Annotated in this window: 8 protein-coding genes and 2 tRNA genes; 3 read left to right on the plus strand and 7 right to left on the minus strand. The window is 43.0% G+C overall.

Annotation, left to right across the window (positions count from 1 at the left end; all coding sequences use genetic code 11):
- Positions 1-499: 499 nt before the first annotated feature.
- From AC23N5_RS10475 to AC23N5_RS10500, 6 genes are all read right to left on the minus strand, one after another.
- Complete coding sequence (locus AC23N5_RS10475; protein ID WP_487755522.1) at positions 500-2,461, minus strand: AAA family ATPase; 1,962 nt, start codon at positions 2,459-2,461, stop codon at positions 500-502.
- Positions 2,458-6,126 carry an Eco57I restriction-modification methylase domain-containing protein gene (locus AC23N5_RS10480; protein ID WP_487755523.1) on the minus strand — a complete coding sequence of 1,223 codons (3,669 nt, stop codon included), beginning with the start codon at positions 6,124-6,126 and terminating at the stop codon, positions 2,458-2,460. Before AC23N5_RS10480 ends, AC23N5_RS10475 begins: the two co-directional genes overlap by 4 nt.
- A 97-nt stretch (positions 6,127-6,223) precedes the next feature.
- Positions 6,224-7,882, minus strand: a complete 1,659-nt coding sequence (locus tag AC23N5_RS10485) for an ATP-binding protein (protein WP_487755524.1) — start codon at positions 7,880-7,882, stop codon at positions 6,224-6,226.
- Positions 7,879-11,127 carry a helicase-related protein gene (locus tag AC23N5_RS10490; protein WP_487755525.1) on the minus strand — a complete coding sequence of 1,083 codons (3,249 nt, stop codon included), beginning with the start codon at positions 11,125-11,127 and terminating at the stop codon, positions 7,879-7,881. The genes AC23N5_RS10485 and AC23N5_RS10490 overlap by 4 nt, the downstream gene beginning before the upstream one ends.
- Positions 11,128-11,280: 153 nt before the next feature.
- Positions 11,281-11,357, minus strand: a tRNA-Asp gene (locus tag AC23N5_RS10495).
- A 118-nt stretch (positions 11,358-11,475) separates the two neighbouring features.
- Positions 11,476-11,552, minus strand: a tRNA-Asp gene (locus tag AC23N5_RS10500).
- Between the two features lie 173 nt (positions 11,553-11,725).
- On the opposite strand from AC23N5_RS10500, the gene AC23N5_RS10505 reads away from it, so the two are divergent.
- The 3 genes from AC23N5_RS10505 to AC23N5_RS10515 all read left to right on the plus strand — a co-directional run bounded on the left by AC23N5_RS10505 (position 11,726) and on the right by AC23N5_RS10515 (position 15,622).
- A complete protein-coding gene (locus AC23N5_RS10505; RefSeq protein WP_487755526.1) occupies positions 11,726-12,826 on the plus strand; it encodes a Nif3-like dinuclear metal center hexameric protein in 1,101 nt (366 codons plus the stop codon).
- Between the two features lie 68 nt (positions 12,827-12,894).
- Positions 12,895-13,626, plus strand: a complete 732-nt coding sequence (locus tag AC23N5_RS10510; RefSeq protein WP_487755527.1) for a zinc ribbon domain-containing protein — start codon at positions 12,895-12,897, stop codon at positions 13,624-13,626.
- Between the two features lie 157 nt (positions 13,627-13,783).
- Positions 13,784-15,622 (plus strand): alkaline phosphatase, encoded by a 1,839-nt coding sequence (locus AC23N5_RS10515; protein ID WP_487755528.1) that lies wholly within the window; start codon positions 13,784-13,786, stop codon positions 15,620-15,622.
- Here AC23N5_RS10515 and AC23N5_RS10520 read toward each other — a convergent pair.
- Entirely contained in the window at positions 15,602-16,732 is a 1,131-nt protein-coding gene (locus tag AC23N5_RS10520; protein ID WP_487755529.1) for a glycerate kinase, read from the minus strand. The genes AC23N5_RS10515 and AC23N5_RS10520 overlap by 21 nt on opposite strands.
- Positions 16,733-16,737: the final 5 nt, after the last annotated feature.

A 16,737-nucleotide genomic window follows, 5' to 3' on the forward strand; every position in this document is an offset into this window, starting at 1 on the left:
TTTTAATACAAAGTTAAATAAAAACACAAGACTTGTCAAGGGGAATCCAAACTGAATTGGGGAAAAATCAACGAAAAAGCCCAGAAAGGCCTGGGCTTTGGAGCTGTTCTATTCAGTTACTTCGTATGACTATCGTCTGAACGAGTAACTTTCATTTTTGATTCCCTCGCACTCGCTTGGCTCTGTCGAGTGAATCGTATTCAAAGGCTTCAAGCCGTCAAGATGACTTTGAATCATCATCACTCGCCAAAAGGCGAGCGATTGCGGGGCTGCTTCTATATGTTACGTAGATGCTAAGAAAGTTGTCTTCATTTTTCCATCGGCTCGCCTGTTTGGTATGGTTCAAAGGTGAGGAATTGGTATATATTCACACCACTGCGACCAAAACTTAAAAAATACATCTCCTAGGTCATTGTATGGACATCGCTTAACGAGTTACCATAAATGGGTTCAAAATAGTGATAGCTTAATTTTTCGTAGACGAGTGTATTTACCACATCTATGATGATGTTATCAAGTTAAATACTTGTTTACCTTTAATATTACTACAGTTTAAAGCATGTGTTATCTGCCTATAAGCATCGTTAATATTTTTGCATTTTCCATTACCTCCAAAATTCTCAGTAACACCATTAGATCCTTTTCTTGATAAAACATGACACTTAGGAGCAGAGTAAACTATACTTGAATCTAAGAAGTAATATCTTCTCCAATTTTCTAATAAAACTATTTGATATTTCCAATCAACACCAGAAGAATCAGTATCGGTTAAAAATACATAAGTTGGCTCTTTTTCCTTTAACTCAAAAACAATCTCGCTTCTAAGTTTTTGTAATTCAGGGATTGTTATATTAATAAAAGTATGAAGTTCATCTTGATAGACGGTTGTGCCCAAATTGTCATGGGATAATGGGTTTAAAAGTAAATCTTTATACAAGTACAAATCTTGAAGTGGAGTAAAATCTCTATTATTAGATGCAAATAACTTTTTTAGCTCATCTATTAATTTCTCTAATGTTTTTAATTTCCACTCTCCCTCCTTTGAAACGGCATATAGTAAATTGTCTGGTAAAAACAGTTTTATTACTCTCTCACATTCAGTCCTCAATGAGTTTGCACAGGCTGGGAAGTCATAGTTATTAAAATAATATCTCGCTTTAGATAGATTATCGCTACTATTATCTATCACATAGGGTTGCTTTAAGGTGTGATAGTCATCAAAAAACATCTCAAAGTATTTCCAATTATCAGGCTTATCTAATTTCTCAATGTAATGTTTTATTACTTCCTGAAATGATTTATCGTGGGTAAAAAGAAATATTTGATATTCACTTGAATATAAACCATTTGGATTCAATAACCATTCTAATATTTTTCGTCTATTGCTCATATCCAAACTTATAAGCAAATCGTCCAGACATAGTATTTTAAAGTCAGTAGTTTGAACACGAGTAAGCAAGGCTCCAATCCGAATCGCCAACGCAATGCGGGTAAGTTGTGCTTCATTGAGAAACGACTGTGGGCGATGGTTTTCTATCCATTGCTGAGTTTGAACATCATATATACTTACCCAAAGTTTGATTTCAGCCCCTTGTGGAATTTTGTTGTTGATTAATGCATTGTCTTTTTCTTTTATCCAAAGCTCGTTAATTGGGGTTTTGTATGACAACTTCACCTTCAAAACATCCTTTCCCTCAAAAAAATGAGCTTTTAAAAACTCATTGGCGTTATTTTCTATTTGAGTAATAAAAGATAAGATTTCGTTGTTGAATGTTTCTAGTTTTAATTGGAATTGCTCTTGAATTATTTCGTTTTCTATTAGAACTTCATCTGGGCTTTCTTCTGGGCCATTTTCCGCTATATCACCAGCAATTACTATTGTTTCATCTGAAATAAATGTATTTACATTTCCTTGATTTTCTTGAATTAAGGGTAGCTCCAAGTTCTCCATTTGCTCCCGATAGCTTCTACCGTTTTCCTCAAAATACGGAAATACATCGCGCCAAAATACCTCCCACAGGTTCACTTCTTGCTTGTGCGTGACGTTGTAGAAGTTTTGCAACAGTTTGTAGTTGATAAAATCAGAGGCCAAATTGGCTTTTTGAAGTACTATATCGCCGATGGTGTTGATGAGGGTGGGCGAAATGGTCTTGATGGTTTTTGTACCGTCATCGGCCACATAGGTCATTTCAACAAGTACGTCTTGGTCGGCTGGAGCAAAAACGTTTTTCAAACTTCGGTTGGTTTTTTCACTATTCTCACCATCAAAATGCTGAAAATAGGCTTGCAGTTGGGCATCGGTTTTGCTGCTACTTTGCAAAAAAGTGTATAAAGCCCAATAGAGCGAACTTTTGCCGCTGCCATTATTGCCGTAGAGCAGGACATTTTTGCCGCCAAACTCAAACGTTTGGTCCCTAAACGCCTTGAAATTTTTGAGTACCAAGCGGTCTATTTTTTTCATACATTCAGAATGTGGGCTATGGTATGAGGGCTTTCGATGGTCATGAGTTTGAGGCGATTCCTAACTTGGCTATCGGGCTGTTGCCACTGCTGATACACCTGCAAAATGGTTTGAGACTGCCCGTCATAGGGCTTGATTTCGGTAGCGACAAATGGCAAGATGTCAATGCGCTTGGCTTTCATTTCTTCGCCAAAATACAACTCAAACACACAGCCGTCTATGACTTGCCGCAGGTATTGAGCCACGGCACTATTCCCAATGCTCGGGTGAACTTGGGGGTGCGCGGTATCGGTGAGATAAATGACGTATTTTACCAAATGCGCAATGGCTTCTTGGTAGTGCGTACTTACGGACAATGGGATGGGAAACGGGTTGAGATAATTACTTTTAAAACGTCGAGCATCCCCTTGAAGAGTATCGCCCGTGTTTTTCAAAAACCACCACAATACCGCACTGTTGGCAATGGCCAAAAGGTATTCGTAACTCGCTGAAATATTTTCTTTTTTGACCCAACTATACACAGTAGTAGCATGATAAAAGTTACCTTCATTGAGCGTTACGTTGGGGTGTGTGGTGCAGATTTCCATGCTCGAAAGCTTGGGTTGTTCAAACTTAGCAAGATTATTTTCTCGACCATGTTTATGCCAATCTTTCTCCTTGCTCATTTTTCCATTCTCCCTACTTTTAAAAACATCTTCGTGTTCCAAAATGTACTGGTAAGTGTAAGGATAACTTTCTTGAAAAGTTCTAAGGGGTACAACAACAGCCTGTTCTCTTTCAACTCGATAAGGAAAAAAAACATAATTGTTGGTTTGCAATGGTGCATAGCGTTGTACATCGCGTCCCTTCAGCATAGGCTTAAAAAAAGCCCTTTCGACTTGCCATATTCGGTCACTAAGTTTATTTCTACCATATAAATATACTTCATCCTCCCGTTCAACCTCAATCAGAAATAAGTTATCATTACTTGTTTGCAAACCAACAAAAATGTCAAAGACATCTTCTATTTTATTCGGATGCTGGTATATCTTTTCAAAGATTTGGTACTCTTCTGCCGTTCTGAAAAATATCCATTGGTTACCCCCGTAGGCTTTGGCGGCGCGGTCGAGGGTATCGTAGCTGATAAATTCGTAGCGAGATTCGTCGTTGAGGTGTCGGATAAATTCGCTGCGGTGGGCAAATTTTTGGAGTTTAAAGCCTGCATTGGCTTTGTTGGAAAAAAAAGCAATGCAAACGTAGGTATCGGCATCGTTAAAGACCCGATTGGCGCCAAAATGGGCAATTTTGTCAATGTACATGCCTTTCCGCAAAAAACTACGGAAAGGGGCAGAACTATCAGAATTGAAGAATTTGTGGGGAAAAATAAAGCAATTACTGCCGTTTTCTTTGGCCAGTTTCTTGACGGTCATCACAAAAAACAGGTTGGCAAACTCATACGCCCCCGTCGTAATCTCGCGGTAATCTTTTTCAGTTTCGATGTATTTTTTCTCGTCGGTCAAGTTGGCCTGTATGCCCTGCACCCGCATATAAGGCGGATTAGCGATGACGATATCAAAGCCTTTTTCGTCGGTCACTTGTTCGTTGAGGATTTCGGCGAAGGTGAGTTTCCAATCAAAGAATCGCAAAGGCATTTCAGGATTTTGCTTCAATGCGCGCAATTTAACAATCAGTGCTTCATAGCTTGCGGTACGTTGTCGGAGGTCCTCTTCGGCTTTTTGTTCGGCCTTCGATTTGGGCAAGGCAAATAATCCGCCTTGCGACACATTGGCAGCACTGGCCTCTAACTGACTCAACGCCATTTGATTAATCAGCAAATCAATCTTGATGTCTCTAATCTCTTGTTGCAACGCTTCTTTGGTGGGGTGCGGCTGGGTATCTTCGTCGTTGAGGCTAAAAAACGCCCGCTGTTTTTCCACTACTTTTCGGAGTGAGTCCCGAATGCCCTCCAAGAGAAATTGATTACTGGTGGTATGGGATTTGTTCCATTCAATTTCTACAATCTGGTTTTCAAACTTGGGCACAAGCGAGTCGCCCTCTACGATTTTGTAGTCGAGGTTAGGTAAGGCACGGGGTTTTTCTTCGTCCACAATCAACGACAACCAAAAGCGCAAGCGGGCAATATCCACGGCTCCTGCATCCAAATCCACGCCATAGATAGATTTCTGGATGATATTTTCTTTGACCTTGGCCGACGAGTAGCTTTTGAAGCCACGGGCAAAATAGATGATTTCTTTGATGGCAAAAATCTCCTGCAATAGCCCCATCGGAAATGCGCCCGAGCCAATGGCAGGGTCGCAGATTTTGATTTTTTCGAGCCTATTGTCAATGTCAATCAGTAAATCTTCTGGGATATTATTGATACTTTTCTGCACCACTACTTGCCTGATTTGGCTTTCAATAGTAGGGTTGTTTTTGGGATTGAGATGTACATGGAGGTAATGAATCAGGCTTTGCTGACACATAAAATGTACGATGTCTTTTGGGGTGTAAATCGCACCTTTTTCGCGGTTTTCTTCGAGCAGGTTTTCAAAGATGTGTCCGAGCATTTCGGGGTCAACGGCCACCGTCTGGTCCTCGGGGCTATCTTCATAAATCGTAAAATTGAAGCTATTCATAAAGTCGAAAAGCCCTCTTTCGTTGGGTTTGTCGGCTTTTTTATCATCGTTTTGATGGAAAAAGTGGGCAGGAAACGAGATGAGCGATGGCATTGGCTCATTTTTACCATAAAAAAGTCCACCGTTGAGATACGGTACTTTTACTTGCTTGCCCGTGGGCATCGTAAACAAATCCCCTTCTCGTTTGGTATTGAGCGTCTCAAAAAACAGCTTTGAAAGCCAATGCGAATAAAAGGCGGATGTTTGGTCTTGTGCCTGTACTTCCTTGAAAAGTGACAGCAAAAAATTGGTGTCGCCATCCCAGTGGTCTTGGCCAAAGGTAGCCCCCAACCAGCGTTTTTTCTGAACAAAATACAGAAACACGATACGTCCAAGCAGGCGTTTGCAAAAGTCCCTCACTGCTTTGTCATTGCCCCCAAACACGGTGTTTTTGAGTGGCATTAGGTGGGCCAAAAACTTCTTTTCGTAGTTGTACTTGTATTCGGCAAAAAAGTCATTGGAGAGTTTCTCAACCGAGAATGCTTCAATGACATCTTTCAGTGCCGCCCGATTATTATCGGCCAAGTATTTGGTGAGTCGTTGGGCAGCGGTGGTACAGGACTCATTTTGGCCTAAAATATAGGTATAACGCTTTGGGTAGGTTTGTTTGGTTACAAACTCACCTTCGTCATTAAACGAGCTACTTTTGGCAATGAAAGTGAGTCGGTAGTCTTGTTGGGTAGCATCAGCAGAATGAAATAAAGCCAAAATACCCTGAAACTTGCCTCCATCTACGTACTTGGCGATAAGTTCACGAAGCTGAACCCGATTTTTTGAGATGACTTTGTTGCTGCTTAGTTTGACATCAATCAGGGCCAATTGTCGGTCGTCGTGCAGTGATACTGTACCAAACTGAAAAGCCTTTTGCACATACTCCACATTTTCAAACAACGGCACAGTTGCTTCTGTTGTAAACAATGTAGGTTTATTAAATATATGACGAACAATCTCTTGCCAAGTGTGGAGGCGATACGGCTCGTGAAGTTTTTCTTTGAGTTCTTTTTCGGTCATGGCAGGGTTTTTCTTTTCCGTTTTTTTATTTTAGAAAAAAAGAAACAAAATCAACATTCCTTTGATTGTCAAATAGTTGTCTTTTTTTCTTTTTCATTTATTTTTCATTTCTTTTTTTTTTTGCCAGTTCGTATTTACGATATGTTTTACCTCCTGAGTATTCTAATTCACCCTCTTCCACCAATTTATACACGGCTTTTTGAATATCCTTGCGGTCAATTTCTTCAAAGCGTTGATGAATATCTTCAATGCTGCTTTGGGGTCTGAGGCGTAATTCTTCAATAATCAGGGCTTTGAGGCGGTGCGGTTCTATGACTTTCAGGCTGGCTTTAACATTGAGTCGGGCGTTGGCTACCAATTGGGGATTGATGAGGTACTCAGTACCTTTTTTAAGACCACGGCTAATGAGCAAACCTTGTTCGGTTAAGCGACCTACGTAGCTTCTAAGACGCTCTTCTTCTGGCAATTGTAGCTGCTTGTAGAGTTGAGTAACCAACACCTTTTGCCATCTCGACACGATACCCAATGCGATAAACTCACGTTGTGATAGTTGGTAATGATTCGATACGTATTCGAGTAGCGCAATGCTTGATTCGTCCAAGATTTTAGATTCTTGCACCACGTTGACACTGTCAAAATCGGCTTCAACGATTGGAAAAGGTTTGGCATTACGGCTGCTGATTTCGTACAGTAAATCAAAGCCTGAGCCTTCGCCTTCCATCAGGTTAAGGTCGTGAAAGATTTTGATGAGATGAGGATTCCGTCGGGCGGTTTTGTGCAGAATGTTGTCTTTGGAAATCCCCATCAATAGCCCTCCTGGGTTTTTGATTTCCAGTCTATCCACATAAACACTGATAAAAATATCGCCTGATATGGTGTAGCTTTTGTGCGCAAAAGCATTGATGAGGAGCTCTCTGATGACCCGTTCGTCGTAAAATCGAATGGGTTTGCGCTGGAAAAGCCCGTCTTTGAACTCATGGTAATAGGTAAGTTCGATGGCTTCTTTTTCGATTTCTTGTAATAGTTCTTTGGGGTTGAGGGCGTAATCGTGCCAATCCAGTTTACGTACTTTCTCTTCTAAGTCGTTGTAAACCAAATACTGTATGGTGAGTGGATACGCCAATCGGCTACGTTGGGAGGCATTTCCCAACCACAAAATGCCCAAATTGGTGAGTTGCTCGTTGTGAATGAGGTTATAATGCTCAGCAATTTCGACATCACTTCTCTGTTTGATGCTCTCCTTTACCCTTGGCGACTGCCTAATCTCGTGGGCAAATTTTGTCAGATGTTGGACTGGAATGTCATCTAACGAAACGTTTCGCAATTGCAATTCCCACTGAAAAGCATCTTTTTCGGCGGCTATCCTCACGAGGTCTTCGCTACGTGCGGCGTGGCATTGGTCGCCTACCCGCAGGTAAATTTTCCCATCATTGGTAGTAGCAATAGTTTTAGACGAAGGCAAAACAGTAAGTTCAAAATAGTGCCCGCCGTTAGAATGCGTTAATACATCACTGGCTGTTACCCCCACATTGAAAGACAAAGAACGAATTCGGTTGAGGGTTTTGTTGATGTCTTCAACATTGATGGTTTGTTCACTCGGTGGCAGCTTATTAGCATCTTCTATGCCAATAATGAGTTTACCGCCTTGCGCGTTGGCAAAACAAACAGCCGCTTGTGCCAAGTCTTTGAAACCGCTCTCGCCTTTCTGTATGATACGAATGCTTTTGTAATCAATATGTTGTGATTCAGGAGTCATGCGTTGAAACTTTCAGAAATGATGATGTTGGGAATAAGGTCTTTGGGTGTGGTTTTGGCTACGGGGTTTGGACGGGTCTGTAAGTTATAACTATTCAAAATTTTGAGCAACTCATCCAGCAAAACTGACAGTTTAAATTTGGCGATTTTCTGGTTTTTCTGCAATTTATTGATGTCGCGTTGTAGGTTTTGGTACCAGCCTTTTTGCAGGGCTTCTTTGGCCAGTAGTATCAAGTTTTTTTCGTCTTGGCCTAGGTGCGGAACGTTCAAAAAACCGTTGAGGTAGTCTTGGGCTTTCTTTTCGTTGGGCCCAGGCGTAACGTCTATTTTGTGTTGACTCCCTGCTTCTCGCTCAACATCCGCCTGAAACTGCCCGATAGCTATCTGTACCTGCTCATGATGGGCGGGGTGCAGCGAAATAGCCTTCTCAGATTCAGTGGCTTGAAATTTCTTGACGGCTTCCAAAAAAGACAGAGGCAGCACTTCTCCATTGGTCTTTACATAAAAAAAGGCATCGCGCTTGTGATTTCTGATGAAGCTGATGGTTTCGTTTTTCTGCGTTTTGTCTTTGCGACCCACCCGTGCCCGCAGCGGCATTTGCTGAATCTTGCGAAAATAGTCAGGGTCTTTTTCTTTCAACGCTCTGATAAGCATCAGGTATTCCAATTTTTCATCTTTTTCTTCGTCGGGATCTTTGTCAAAAAGCCCAAAAGTTTCGGGGGTTTCGTCGGGGCTATAAATTTGGCTATCTTCGCCCAAGGCCGCGTGGAAGGCTTGGAGTTTCATCAGGGCTTTTTTCTGCAATTCGATATCGTTGTCCACCTGCGCCGTTGGGAAAAAGTTAAACACGTACACCTCTTTGGCCACCGACCCAATGCGATTGACCCGCCCAATGCGCTGCATGAGTCGGGTGGAATTCCAGGGGGTATCATAATTGACGATGACATTGGCACGGTGTAGGTTGACCCCCTCGGCCAATACTTCGGTAGAAATAACCATCTGATAATCATTGCGTTTGATACCCGTAAAATTAGCGTCAAAATTCTCACGAATGATGGGCATACGGTCTTTGCGGGTATGGCTATCCACGGTCAAGATTTTTTGTTCAATAAACTGCGGGAGTTTTTTTGCCAAATAGTCGGTAGTTTCTTTACTTTCAGAGAAAACCACTAATTTTTTTTCGTGGTTGATGTCGGTAAACAAGCGGTTTTTAAGGTACTCAACAAAGGTGTCGAGTTTAGGATCTTTATCCCCAATTTCCTCCCAAAACATGACCAGTTGGGTTAATATTTCTTGGTCTTGTTGGAGGCCACTTTCAAAACCTACTTCAAAATCATCGGGAGCACAAATTTCGATGGTGGGGTCATCGAGTTGCCGTTCCAATACCAAATCTAAAAGCTCGTCTTCTTTTCCATCGTTGATGTACTCACTCACGGGGAGGTTAGGGGCAATGAAAATGCGGCCTTGTTCAAACATGGTCATCATGGCTTGATTGGCCTGCAAAAATCGCCCCAATGAAGCCTTGAAGGCATGAAAGCTGCTGTCAATGCGCTTGACGAGCATGGTTTTCATGATTTTAGCCAACTGCGTGGCAATCATGTCGGCCTTTTTATATTTCTGCTTTTTGTGCGGTTTTAAAAAACCAATCGCCCGATAGCGGTTGTAGGTAAGACCCAGCGTGGGGTGGGTCAGCAGCCAAATGGTTTTATCATAGAGGCTTTCTAGCTGCGGGTCTAACTGGTAAAAAATCTTCTCTGGCCCTTTGACATCGGGAAAGCGAATACCCTGTGCTTGTAAATCCAATGAATACTGGTCATGAATCTGCAAGTCGGTGCGGGTACGTCGAACCGTCAGGGGCTCAATGACTTTATTACGGATTTCGGTATAAATGCGCTTTACTTCGGCCAAGGTTTTGGTCAAATCGGACTCGTTTTTTGCTTTGCGGTACGCGTCAATTTGTTGGCGAAAAAAGTGCTGCAAATTGCCCACTTCAAGGGTAGAATCTTTACTGTCTTGAAACAAATACACCAAACTCGCCACGTCTTCGGGGCGATTATTGAGCGGTGTAGCCGACACAAGCATGACTTTCTTTTGGGTGCTGGAACCGTCAGCCAATACCCGACGGGCGGGCGATTTGCAGATTTTTTGGAGGTCGTTGTAGGCAGAGGAAGCATCGGAGCGAAACTTGTGGGCTTCGTCCACAATCACTAAATCGTATTTTTCGGGATTACGTACTTTGTGTAGGCTACCGTTGGTGATGATTTCGTAGCTTTCAAAGCCAAATTTTTCAAGGGTCTCATCCCAGTTGCTTTTGAGGGCAGGTGGTACGACAATCAACGTACGCGAACGGTGGTCGGGGAAGCCGTTTTTAAAATAAAATTTCTTGGCAATAAGCGTCGCCACGATGGTTTTGCCCAAACCCACCACATCCGAAAGAAAAAAACCGCCGTGTCGTTCCATTTTATTAAAACCATCATTAACCGCATCAATCTGGTACGACAACCGTTTGAAACCCTTGGGCAAATCGCTGATGGAGTTGGGGTCAAAATCAATACTTTTGCCGAAGTATTCAATCAAAAATTTAAGGTAAACTTCGTAAGGGGTGAAGGTATCGTTGAGGTAGGTCTGTTGCTTCAGTTTGTCCACAAAGACTTCGCTAACGGGGACGCTTTCTACCCAGAGTTTTTCAAACGTTTCGGTGGCAAATTCAATATCGGTATCGTCGCGTAATTCGACATTAAATTCAAAGTTACGTTGCAGCCCCGCATCGGTGAGGTTGCTCGACCCCGTAATGACCGAGCCGTAGCCGTGCGCGTGTTTGGTTTGCTCTCTGAAAATATAGATTTTAGCGTGGATATTTTGCTTGGGGTGTACCCTGATTTGCAGTTTGCCCGTGGCCAAATCGCTGATAAACTGCAACATCCCCTCTTCAATGGTTTTGGAGTAGGCTGCTTGCTGGATATTTTCTTTTAAAGACTCAAAAAACTGCTCTTGCGACAAATGGGCATCTGCCTCAAAAATAACTCCGTTTTTTTGGGCTTCGAGTACCAAAATGTCAATGTTGATACCGACCAAAATTCTGATTTCTTGGGCTTTTTCAATAAAAGGACGTATTCTGAAATAGCCCGAAGCCCGAAAGTAGCCCACAAGGGCATCAAAGAAGTAAACGTTTTTGTATTGAAAAACCCCTTCGATTTTTTGCAGAAGGGTATTGTCGGTTTCATTAGTAAAAAATTTTGTGGCCATGAAAGCTCCAGTTGATATAAAGCCCAAATAAATTAAAATTATAGAATCCAATTTCTTTGCGAACTAGCATCAAATTTACAGGATTAATGCAGTCAATTTGCAAAGGCTTAAAACAAAAAAAGCCCAGATTTCTCTGAGCTTTTTGCTTTGTGTTGGCGGTCCGGACGGGACTCGAACCCGCGACCCCATGCGTGACAGGCATGTATTCTAACCAACTGAACTACCGGACCAATATTTTATTTGTCTTTGGCAAACATTGAGTGAGAGGCTTGTATTCTAAACAACCGCCAAACGCTTAGTGAACTACCAGACCAAAATGTACTAAAGAACGAAACACTTACTTTGTGTTGGCGGTCCGGACGGGACTCGAACCCGCGACCCCATGCGTGACAGGCATGTATTCTAACCAACTGAACTACCGGACCAAATTGTATTTTTTTACTTTTTTGCGTTTTGGTGTCGCTGAAAGTGGTGCAAAAGTACTATTTTTAACTTTCAATGCAATACTTTTGCCAACAAAAAAGCTGACTTTTTTTTGAATTATTTTCAATTTTTAAGGCATAATTCTGATTTTTAAATAGTTACACGCTCAAAAAAAATGACAAAAATTAAAGACATTACGCACTTTTTAGAAACCATAGCACCATTATCCTACCAAGAATCATACGACAACGCAGGTCTCATTGTTGGTGAACCAACCGCCTCCGTTACCAATGTACTCGTTTCGCTTGACTGCACAGAGGCCGTCGTCGATGAGGCCATTGCCAAAAACTGTAATTTGATTGTCGCCCACCACCCCATCGTATTTAAAGGGTTGAAAAAATTTAATGGGCGCAACTACGTCGAACGTACGGTGATCAAAGCCATTAAAAACGATGTTGCCATTTATGCCACGCATACCAACCTCGACCACGTGGTCGGTGGTGTCAATTTTATGATTGCCGAGCGCCTGGGCTTGCAAAACGTTCGCGTGTTAGCCCCTAAAAAGGATTTGTTGATGAAACTTGTCTTTTTCGTTCCCGTCGAAAACGCGCAATCGGTCGTCGATGCGTTGCACAACGTCGGTGTCGGCCAAATCGGGAATTATGACCATTGTAGCTTTAGCGTAAATGGCACGGGTACTTTTCGACCCAATGAAGCAGCTACGCCTTTTATTGGGAATGCAAATGAAATCGAACATGTAAATGAAAGCCGAGTTGAGGTTATTTTCCCTGCTTATTTGGAAGCAACGGTGATGCGAACGCTCAACGAAACCCATCCGTATGAAGAGGTGGCGCACTATCTTACGCTCTTGCAAAATACCAATCAAGAAGTAGGTGCAGGGGCAATTGGTCTTTTGTCAGAAGGCATTGCAGCTACCGATTTTTTGGCCTATTTGAAACAAAAAATGCAGCTAAATGTCATTCGGCATACCGCCACTTGTTCCCCAATTATTCAGAAAGTTGCCGTTTGTGGAGGCGCAGGAGGATTTTTGTTGAACGACGCGGTTCGCCAACAAGCTGATGTTTTCATCACTTCCGATTATAAATACCATGAGTTTTTTGATGCCGATGGCCGCATCCTCATTTGTGATATTGGACACTATGAAAGCGAAGTTTTTACAAAAGAATTATTGCAACGATATTTGTCGAAAAAATTCATTAATTTTGCGACAATTTTGTCGGAAACTATTACCAATCCAGTAAATTACTACGTGTAAGGTGTCGGTTATCGGACGTAAAGAATGACATTCTAAACTGAACTAACCACACTTCAAACCCAACAAATATGGAACTGACCGTCGCGCAGAAATTAGACTTATTGCTCAAATTGCAGCAAATTGACTCACAGTTAGATGACATCAAGAAAATCCGCGGCGACTTGCCCGAAGAAGTTCGTGATTTAGAAGATGACATTGCGGGGTTTGAAACCCGTATCGGAAAGTTCAACAACGAAATCAGTGTTCTTGACGAAGAAATTAGCCGCCACAAAGCGACAAAAAAAGACGCTGAGAAGTTGATTGCTCGTTATAAGGAGCAACAGATGAACGTTCGTAACAACCGTGAGTACGACGCCATCACGAAAGAAATGGAGCTTCAGACGCTTGAAATTGAACTTGCCGAAAAGAAAATGCGGGAAGCAGAATACAAAATCAAAGCTAAGAAGGAAGAAATCGCAGGAACTGATGGTCTGTTAAAGGAACGTCGCGAAGATTTGAAAGCGAAAAAACAAGAGCTTGATACCATCACTTCTGAAAGCCACGAGGACGAGAAACACTTGTTGGAGCAACGCGAAGCTCAAGCCCAAAAAGTAGAAGACCGTTTGTACAAATCGTACACGAAAATTCGTAACAACTCCGAAAATGGACTGGGCGTAGTGAAAGTAAAACGTGGTGCTTGTGGAGGCTGTTTCAATGTAGTTCCTCCTCAGCGTCAGGCAGATATTCGTGAAAAGAAAAAGATTATTGTTTGTGAACACTGCGGACGTATCTTCGCAGATGTTGACACTGAGTACAAATAGTTTATTGTACTTTTCTAACACAAAAACGCTTTGGTAACGCTACCAAAGCGTTTTTGTGTTTATGAGCATTTATAAAAATTTCACAGTAACATAATCGCTTGTAGTCCAAATAGTCTGTTTGATTGTATTACTATTGTTGCCGCACTAAATTTTATTTATGAAAACTTCGTCTTTTGGCCTTTCATTATTGTTGGCAGGTTTTGTTCATACCAACCTTCATGCACAAATCAACTACACGAATGCCAACATCCACTCCCACAATGATTATCAGCAAGCAAACCCATTTTGGGGTGCGCATACGCTTCAATGTGGCTCTATCGAAGCTGACCTTTATTTGTATAATGGAGAGCTGGTCGTAGCCCATTTGCCCTCAGAAGTAAAACCCGACCAAACACTCGCAAAGATGTATTTGCAGCCTTTGCAACAACAGCAAAAGGCGGGCAAGAGTTATCCTTTCCAGTTTCTCATTGACCTTAAAACACCTGCTTCACCTACCCTCGATTCGCTGGTAAGTCAGCTGAGTCGTTACCCCGAACTTTTTGGCGAAGGAAAAAATGCGCGGGTGGTCATCAGTGGCAGTATGCCAACTCCTGCCCAATTCGCCAATTACCCTTCCTGGATTTCATTTGATGGTCGTTTTGAACAAACCTACGATGCTGCCGCCCTCAAGCGTGTGGCACTCATTAGTGCGCCATTTACACTCGTATCTCGTTGGGACGGCAAAGGGCTATTCCCAAAAGAAGACCGCGAAAAGACAGTTGAATACGTTACGCGGGCGCGTCAACAAGGAAAAAAGGTCCGTTTTTGGGGTGCTCCCGACAACGAGGCGATTTGGAAAGAACTCACAGCACTTGGCGTTGATTGGATTGGAACTGACCGCCCACAGGTATTAGCTGATTATTTTAAAAACAATAAACCAGCTGATAATCAACACACTTACTCATCATCTCCTTATGCTGTATATCAACCTACTTACCGTAGCGATGGTGCTGCCAAAACACCTAAAAACATTATCTTTTTAATCGGGGATGGAATGGGACTTGCCCACATGCAAACGGGGTTGGTCGCTAATCACGGTCAACTTCATTTGGCTTTGTTCAAACGCCTGGGCTTGATGCAAACCCAACCTGCGGAAGGCTATATCACCGATTCGGCGGCGGCTGGAACAGCTTTGGCAACTGGGCATAAAACCAAAAACGGTACCATAGGCATGGATGCAACCTTGGTGGCGCGCCCGTCGTTGGCGGTTGTTGCACGGCGCAATGGCAAAAAAACGGCGGTTATTTCTTCAGGCCCCATAACGGATGCTACCCCTGCCGTTTTTTATGCCCATCAGCCCAAGCGTAGTATGCAAGAAGAAATTGCGGCAGATTTTCTAAAAGAGCCTACGGATGTATTGGCAGGTGGAGGCACCAAATACTTCTTTGAGCGCAAAGACAAAGCCAATTTGGGCGATTCGTTAGTGGCGCGTAATTACTCCGTTATTCGTCGGTATGCCGATATTACTTCTGAAACCAAGAAAGACAAGTTTGTGGTTCTTGACGACCAAGCAGGACTTTCGATGGAAAAAGGGCGGGGCAATTTTCTACCTTTAACAGTGGGAGAAACGGTCAAACATTTTAAGAAAAGTGCCCCAAAAGGCTTCTTTATGATGGCCGAAGGGGCACAAATTGACTACGCTGGACACGCCAACAATGTCTCTTATGTGATGAATGAAGTCCTTGATTTTGACCAAGCGGTAGCAGAAGCACTTCGTTTTGCCGACCAAGATGGGCAAACGCTCGTTATCGTAACGGCCGACCACGAAACTGGTGCCATGGCCCTTACGGGTGGTAGCGAAAAAGAGGGAATGTTAAAGGCTAATTTTGGTTCAAAAGGCCACTCTGGCATCATGGTTCCTGTGTATGCCTATGGCCCCCAATCGCAGTTATTCGGAGGAATTTATCAGAATACCGAGCTTTCTGATAAAATAAAGTCATTGTTGGAGAAGCGTTAATAACGACACCAACGAATGTGAGGTTTCCTTTACTCCCTGATAGGCGTATTCAATCGCCTCAGGGAGTGCCATTGGGCGGGGCAAAATGGACCTTGCATACGAGAGCCCCAACGACTGTATGTCGTGGGTAGTCAACAGGAGTGTTCCACACAAGGCTATTACAGGAATATTTCTTTCCTTGGCTGCTCGGGCAATCCCTGCAATCAACTTCCCTTGCAGGGTTTGTTCATCCATTTTCCCTTCGCCAGTAAAAAGCAAATCGACGCCTGCTAATTGTTCTTCAAAGTGCGTTTGTTCCATCACAATTTTGACGCCTTCTTTGAGGTTGGCCTTGAGAAAAAATAAAAGCCCAAACCCTAGCCCACCTGCTGCGCCAGTACCAGGTTGGTGTGCTAAATCTATCCCAAAATCGCGTTGAATAACCGCTGCTACGTGTTGTAATCCAGCATCTAAGGTTTTTACCGCTGCCTCATCCGCTCCTTTTTGGGGTCCATAAACATAAGCTGCCCCTGAGGGTCCAAAAAGCGGCGCAGTTACGTCGCAAGCTACGTCGATGGTGACGTCAATTACGGGGCTTTCAGGCGGGATAATTTGTTCAATTTGAAGTAAATTTTCGCCGATGGGCGCTAGTTCATGGCCTGTTTTATCACAAAAACGCCAACCAAGTGCCGCCGCCATTCCAATACCCGCATCGGTAGTAGCGCTTCCCCCAATCCCCAAAATAATGTGTTTGGCTCCCGCTTCAATCGCCTTTACGATTAGCTCTCCAGTTCCGTAAGTGCTTGTTTTTAAAGGATTTCGTTCTTCCGAACGAAGCAATTTGAGCCCCGAAGCGCTCGCCATTTCGAGATAAGCCGTTTGGTGGTTGGGGCTCATCCCAAAATTGGTTCTAATAGGACGCCACAGCGGATCCATCACTTCCGTTTCTACAAAAAAACCATCCGCATCTTGAGTTAAAATTTCTGCTGTGCCTTCTCCCCCATCTGCCATTGGAATCGCAATCACTTCGGCCGTTGGGTTGGCGGCCAAAATACCATCACGCATGGCGTTACAAACGTCGAGCGCGGTCAGCGAACCTCTAAATTTATCAGGGGCTAAGAGGATTTTCATCAGGG

The organism is Runella sp. R5_40, from assembly GCF_057652295.1.

Coding starts and splice junctions, on each gene's coding strand:
- AC23N5_RS10515 (WP_487755528.1), top strand. CDS start 13,784: ATGAAAACTTCGTCTTTTGGCCTTTCATTATTGTTGGCAGGTTTTGTT.
- AC23N5_RS10520 (WP_487755529.1), bottom strand. CDS start 16,732: ATGAAAATCCTCTTAGCCCCTGATAAATTTAGAGGTTCGCTGACCGCG.
- AC23N5_RS10490 (WP_487755525.1), bottom strand. CDS start 11,127: ATGGCCACAAAATTTTTTACTAATGAAACCGACAATACCCTTCTGCAA.
- AC23N5_RS10505 (WP_487755526.1), top strand. CDS start 11,726: ATGACAAAAATTAAAGACATTACGCACTTTTTAGAAACCATAGCACCA.
- AC23N5_RS10475 (WP_487755522.1), bottom strand. CDS start 2,461: ATGAAAAAAATAGACCGCTTGGTACTCAAAAATTTCAAGGCGTTTAGG.
- AC23N5_RS10480 (WP_487755523.1), bottom strand. CDS start 6,126: ATGACCGAAAAAGAACTCAAAGAAAAACTTCACGAGCCGTATCGCCTC.
- AC23N5_RS10510 (WP_487755527.1), top strand. CDS start 12,895: ATGGAACTGACCGTCGCGCAGAAATTAGACTTATTGCTCAAATTGCAG.
- AC23N5_RS10485 (WP_487755524.1), bottom strand. CDS start 7,882: ATGACTCCTGAATCACAACATATTGATTACAAAAGCATTCGTATCATA.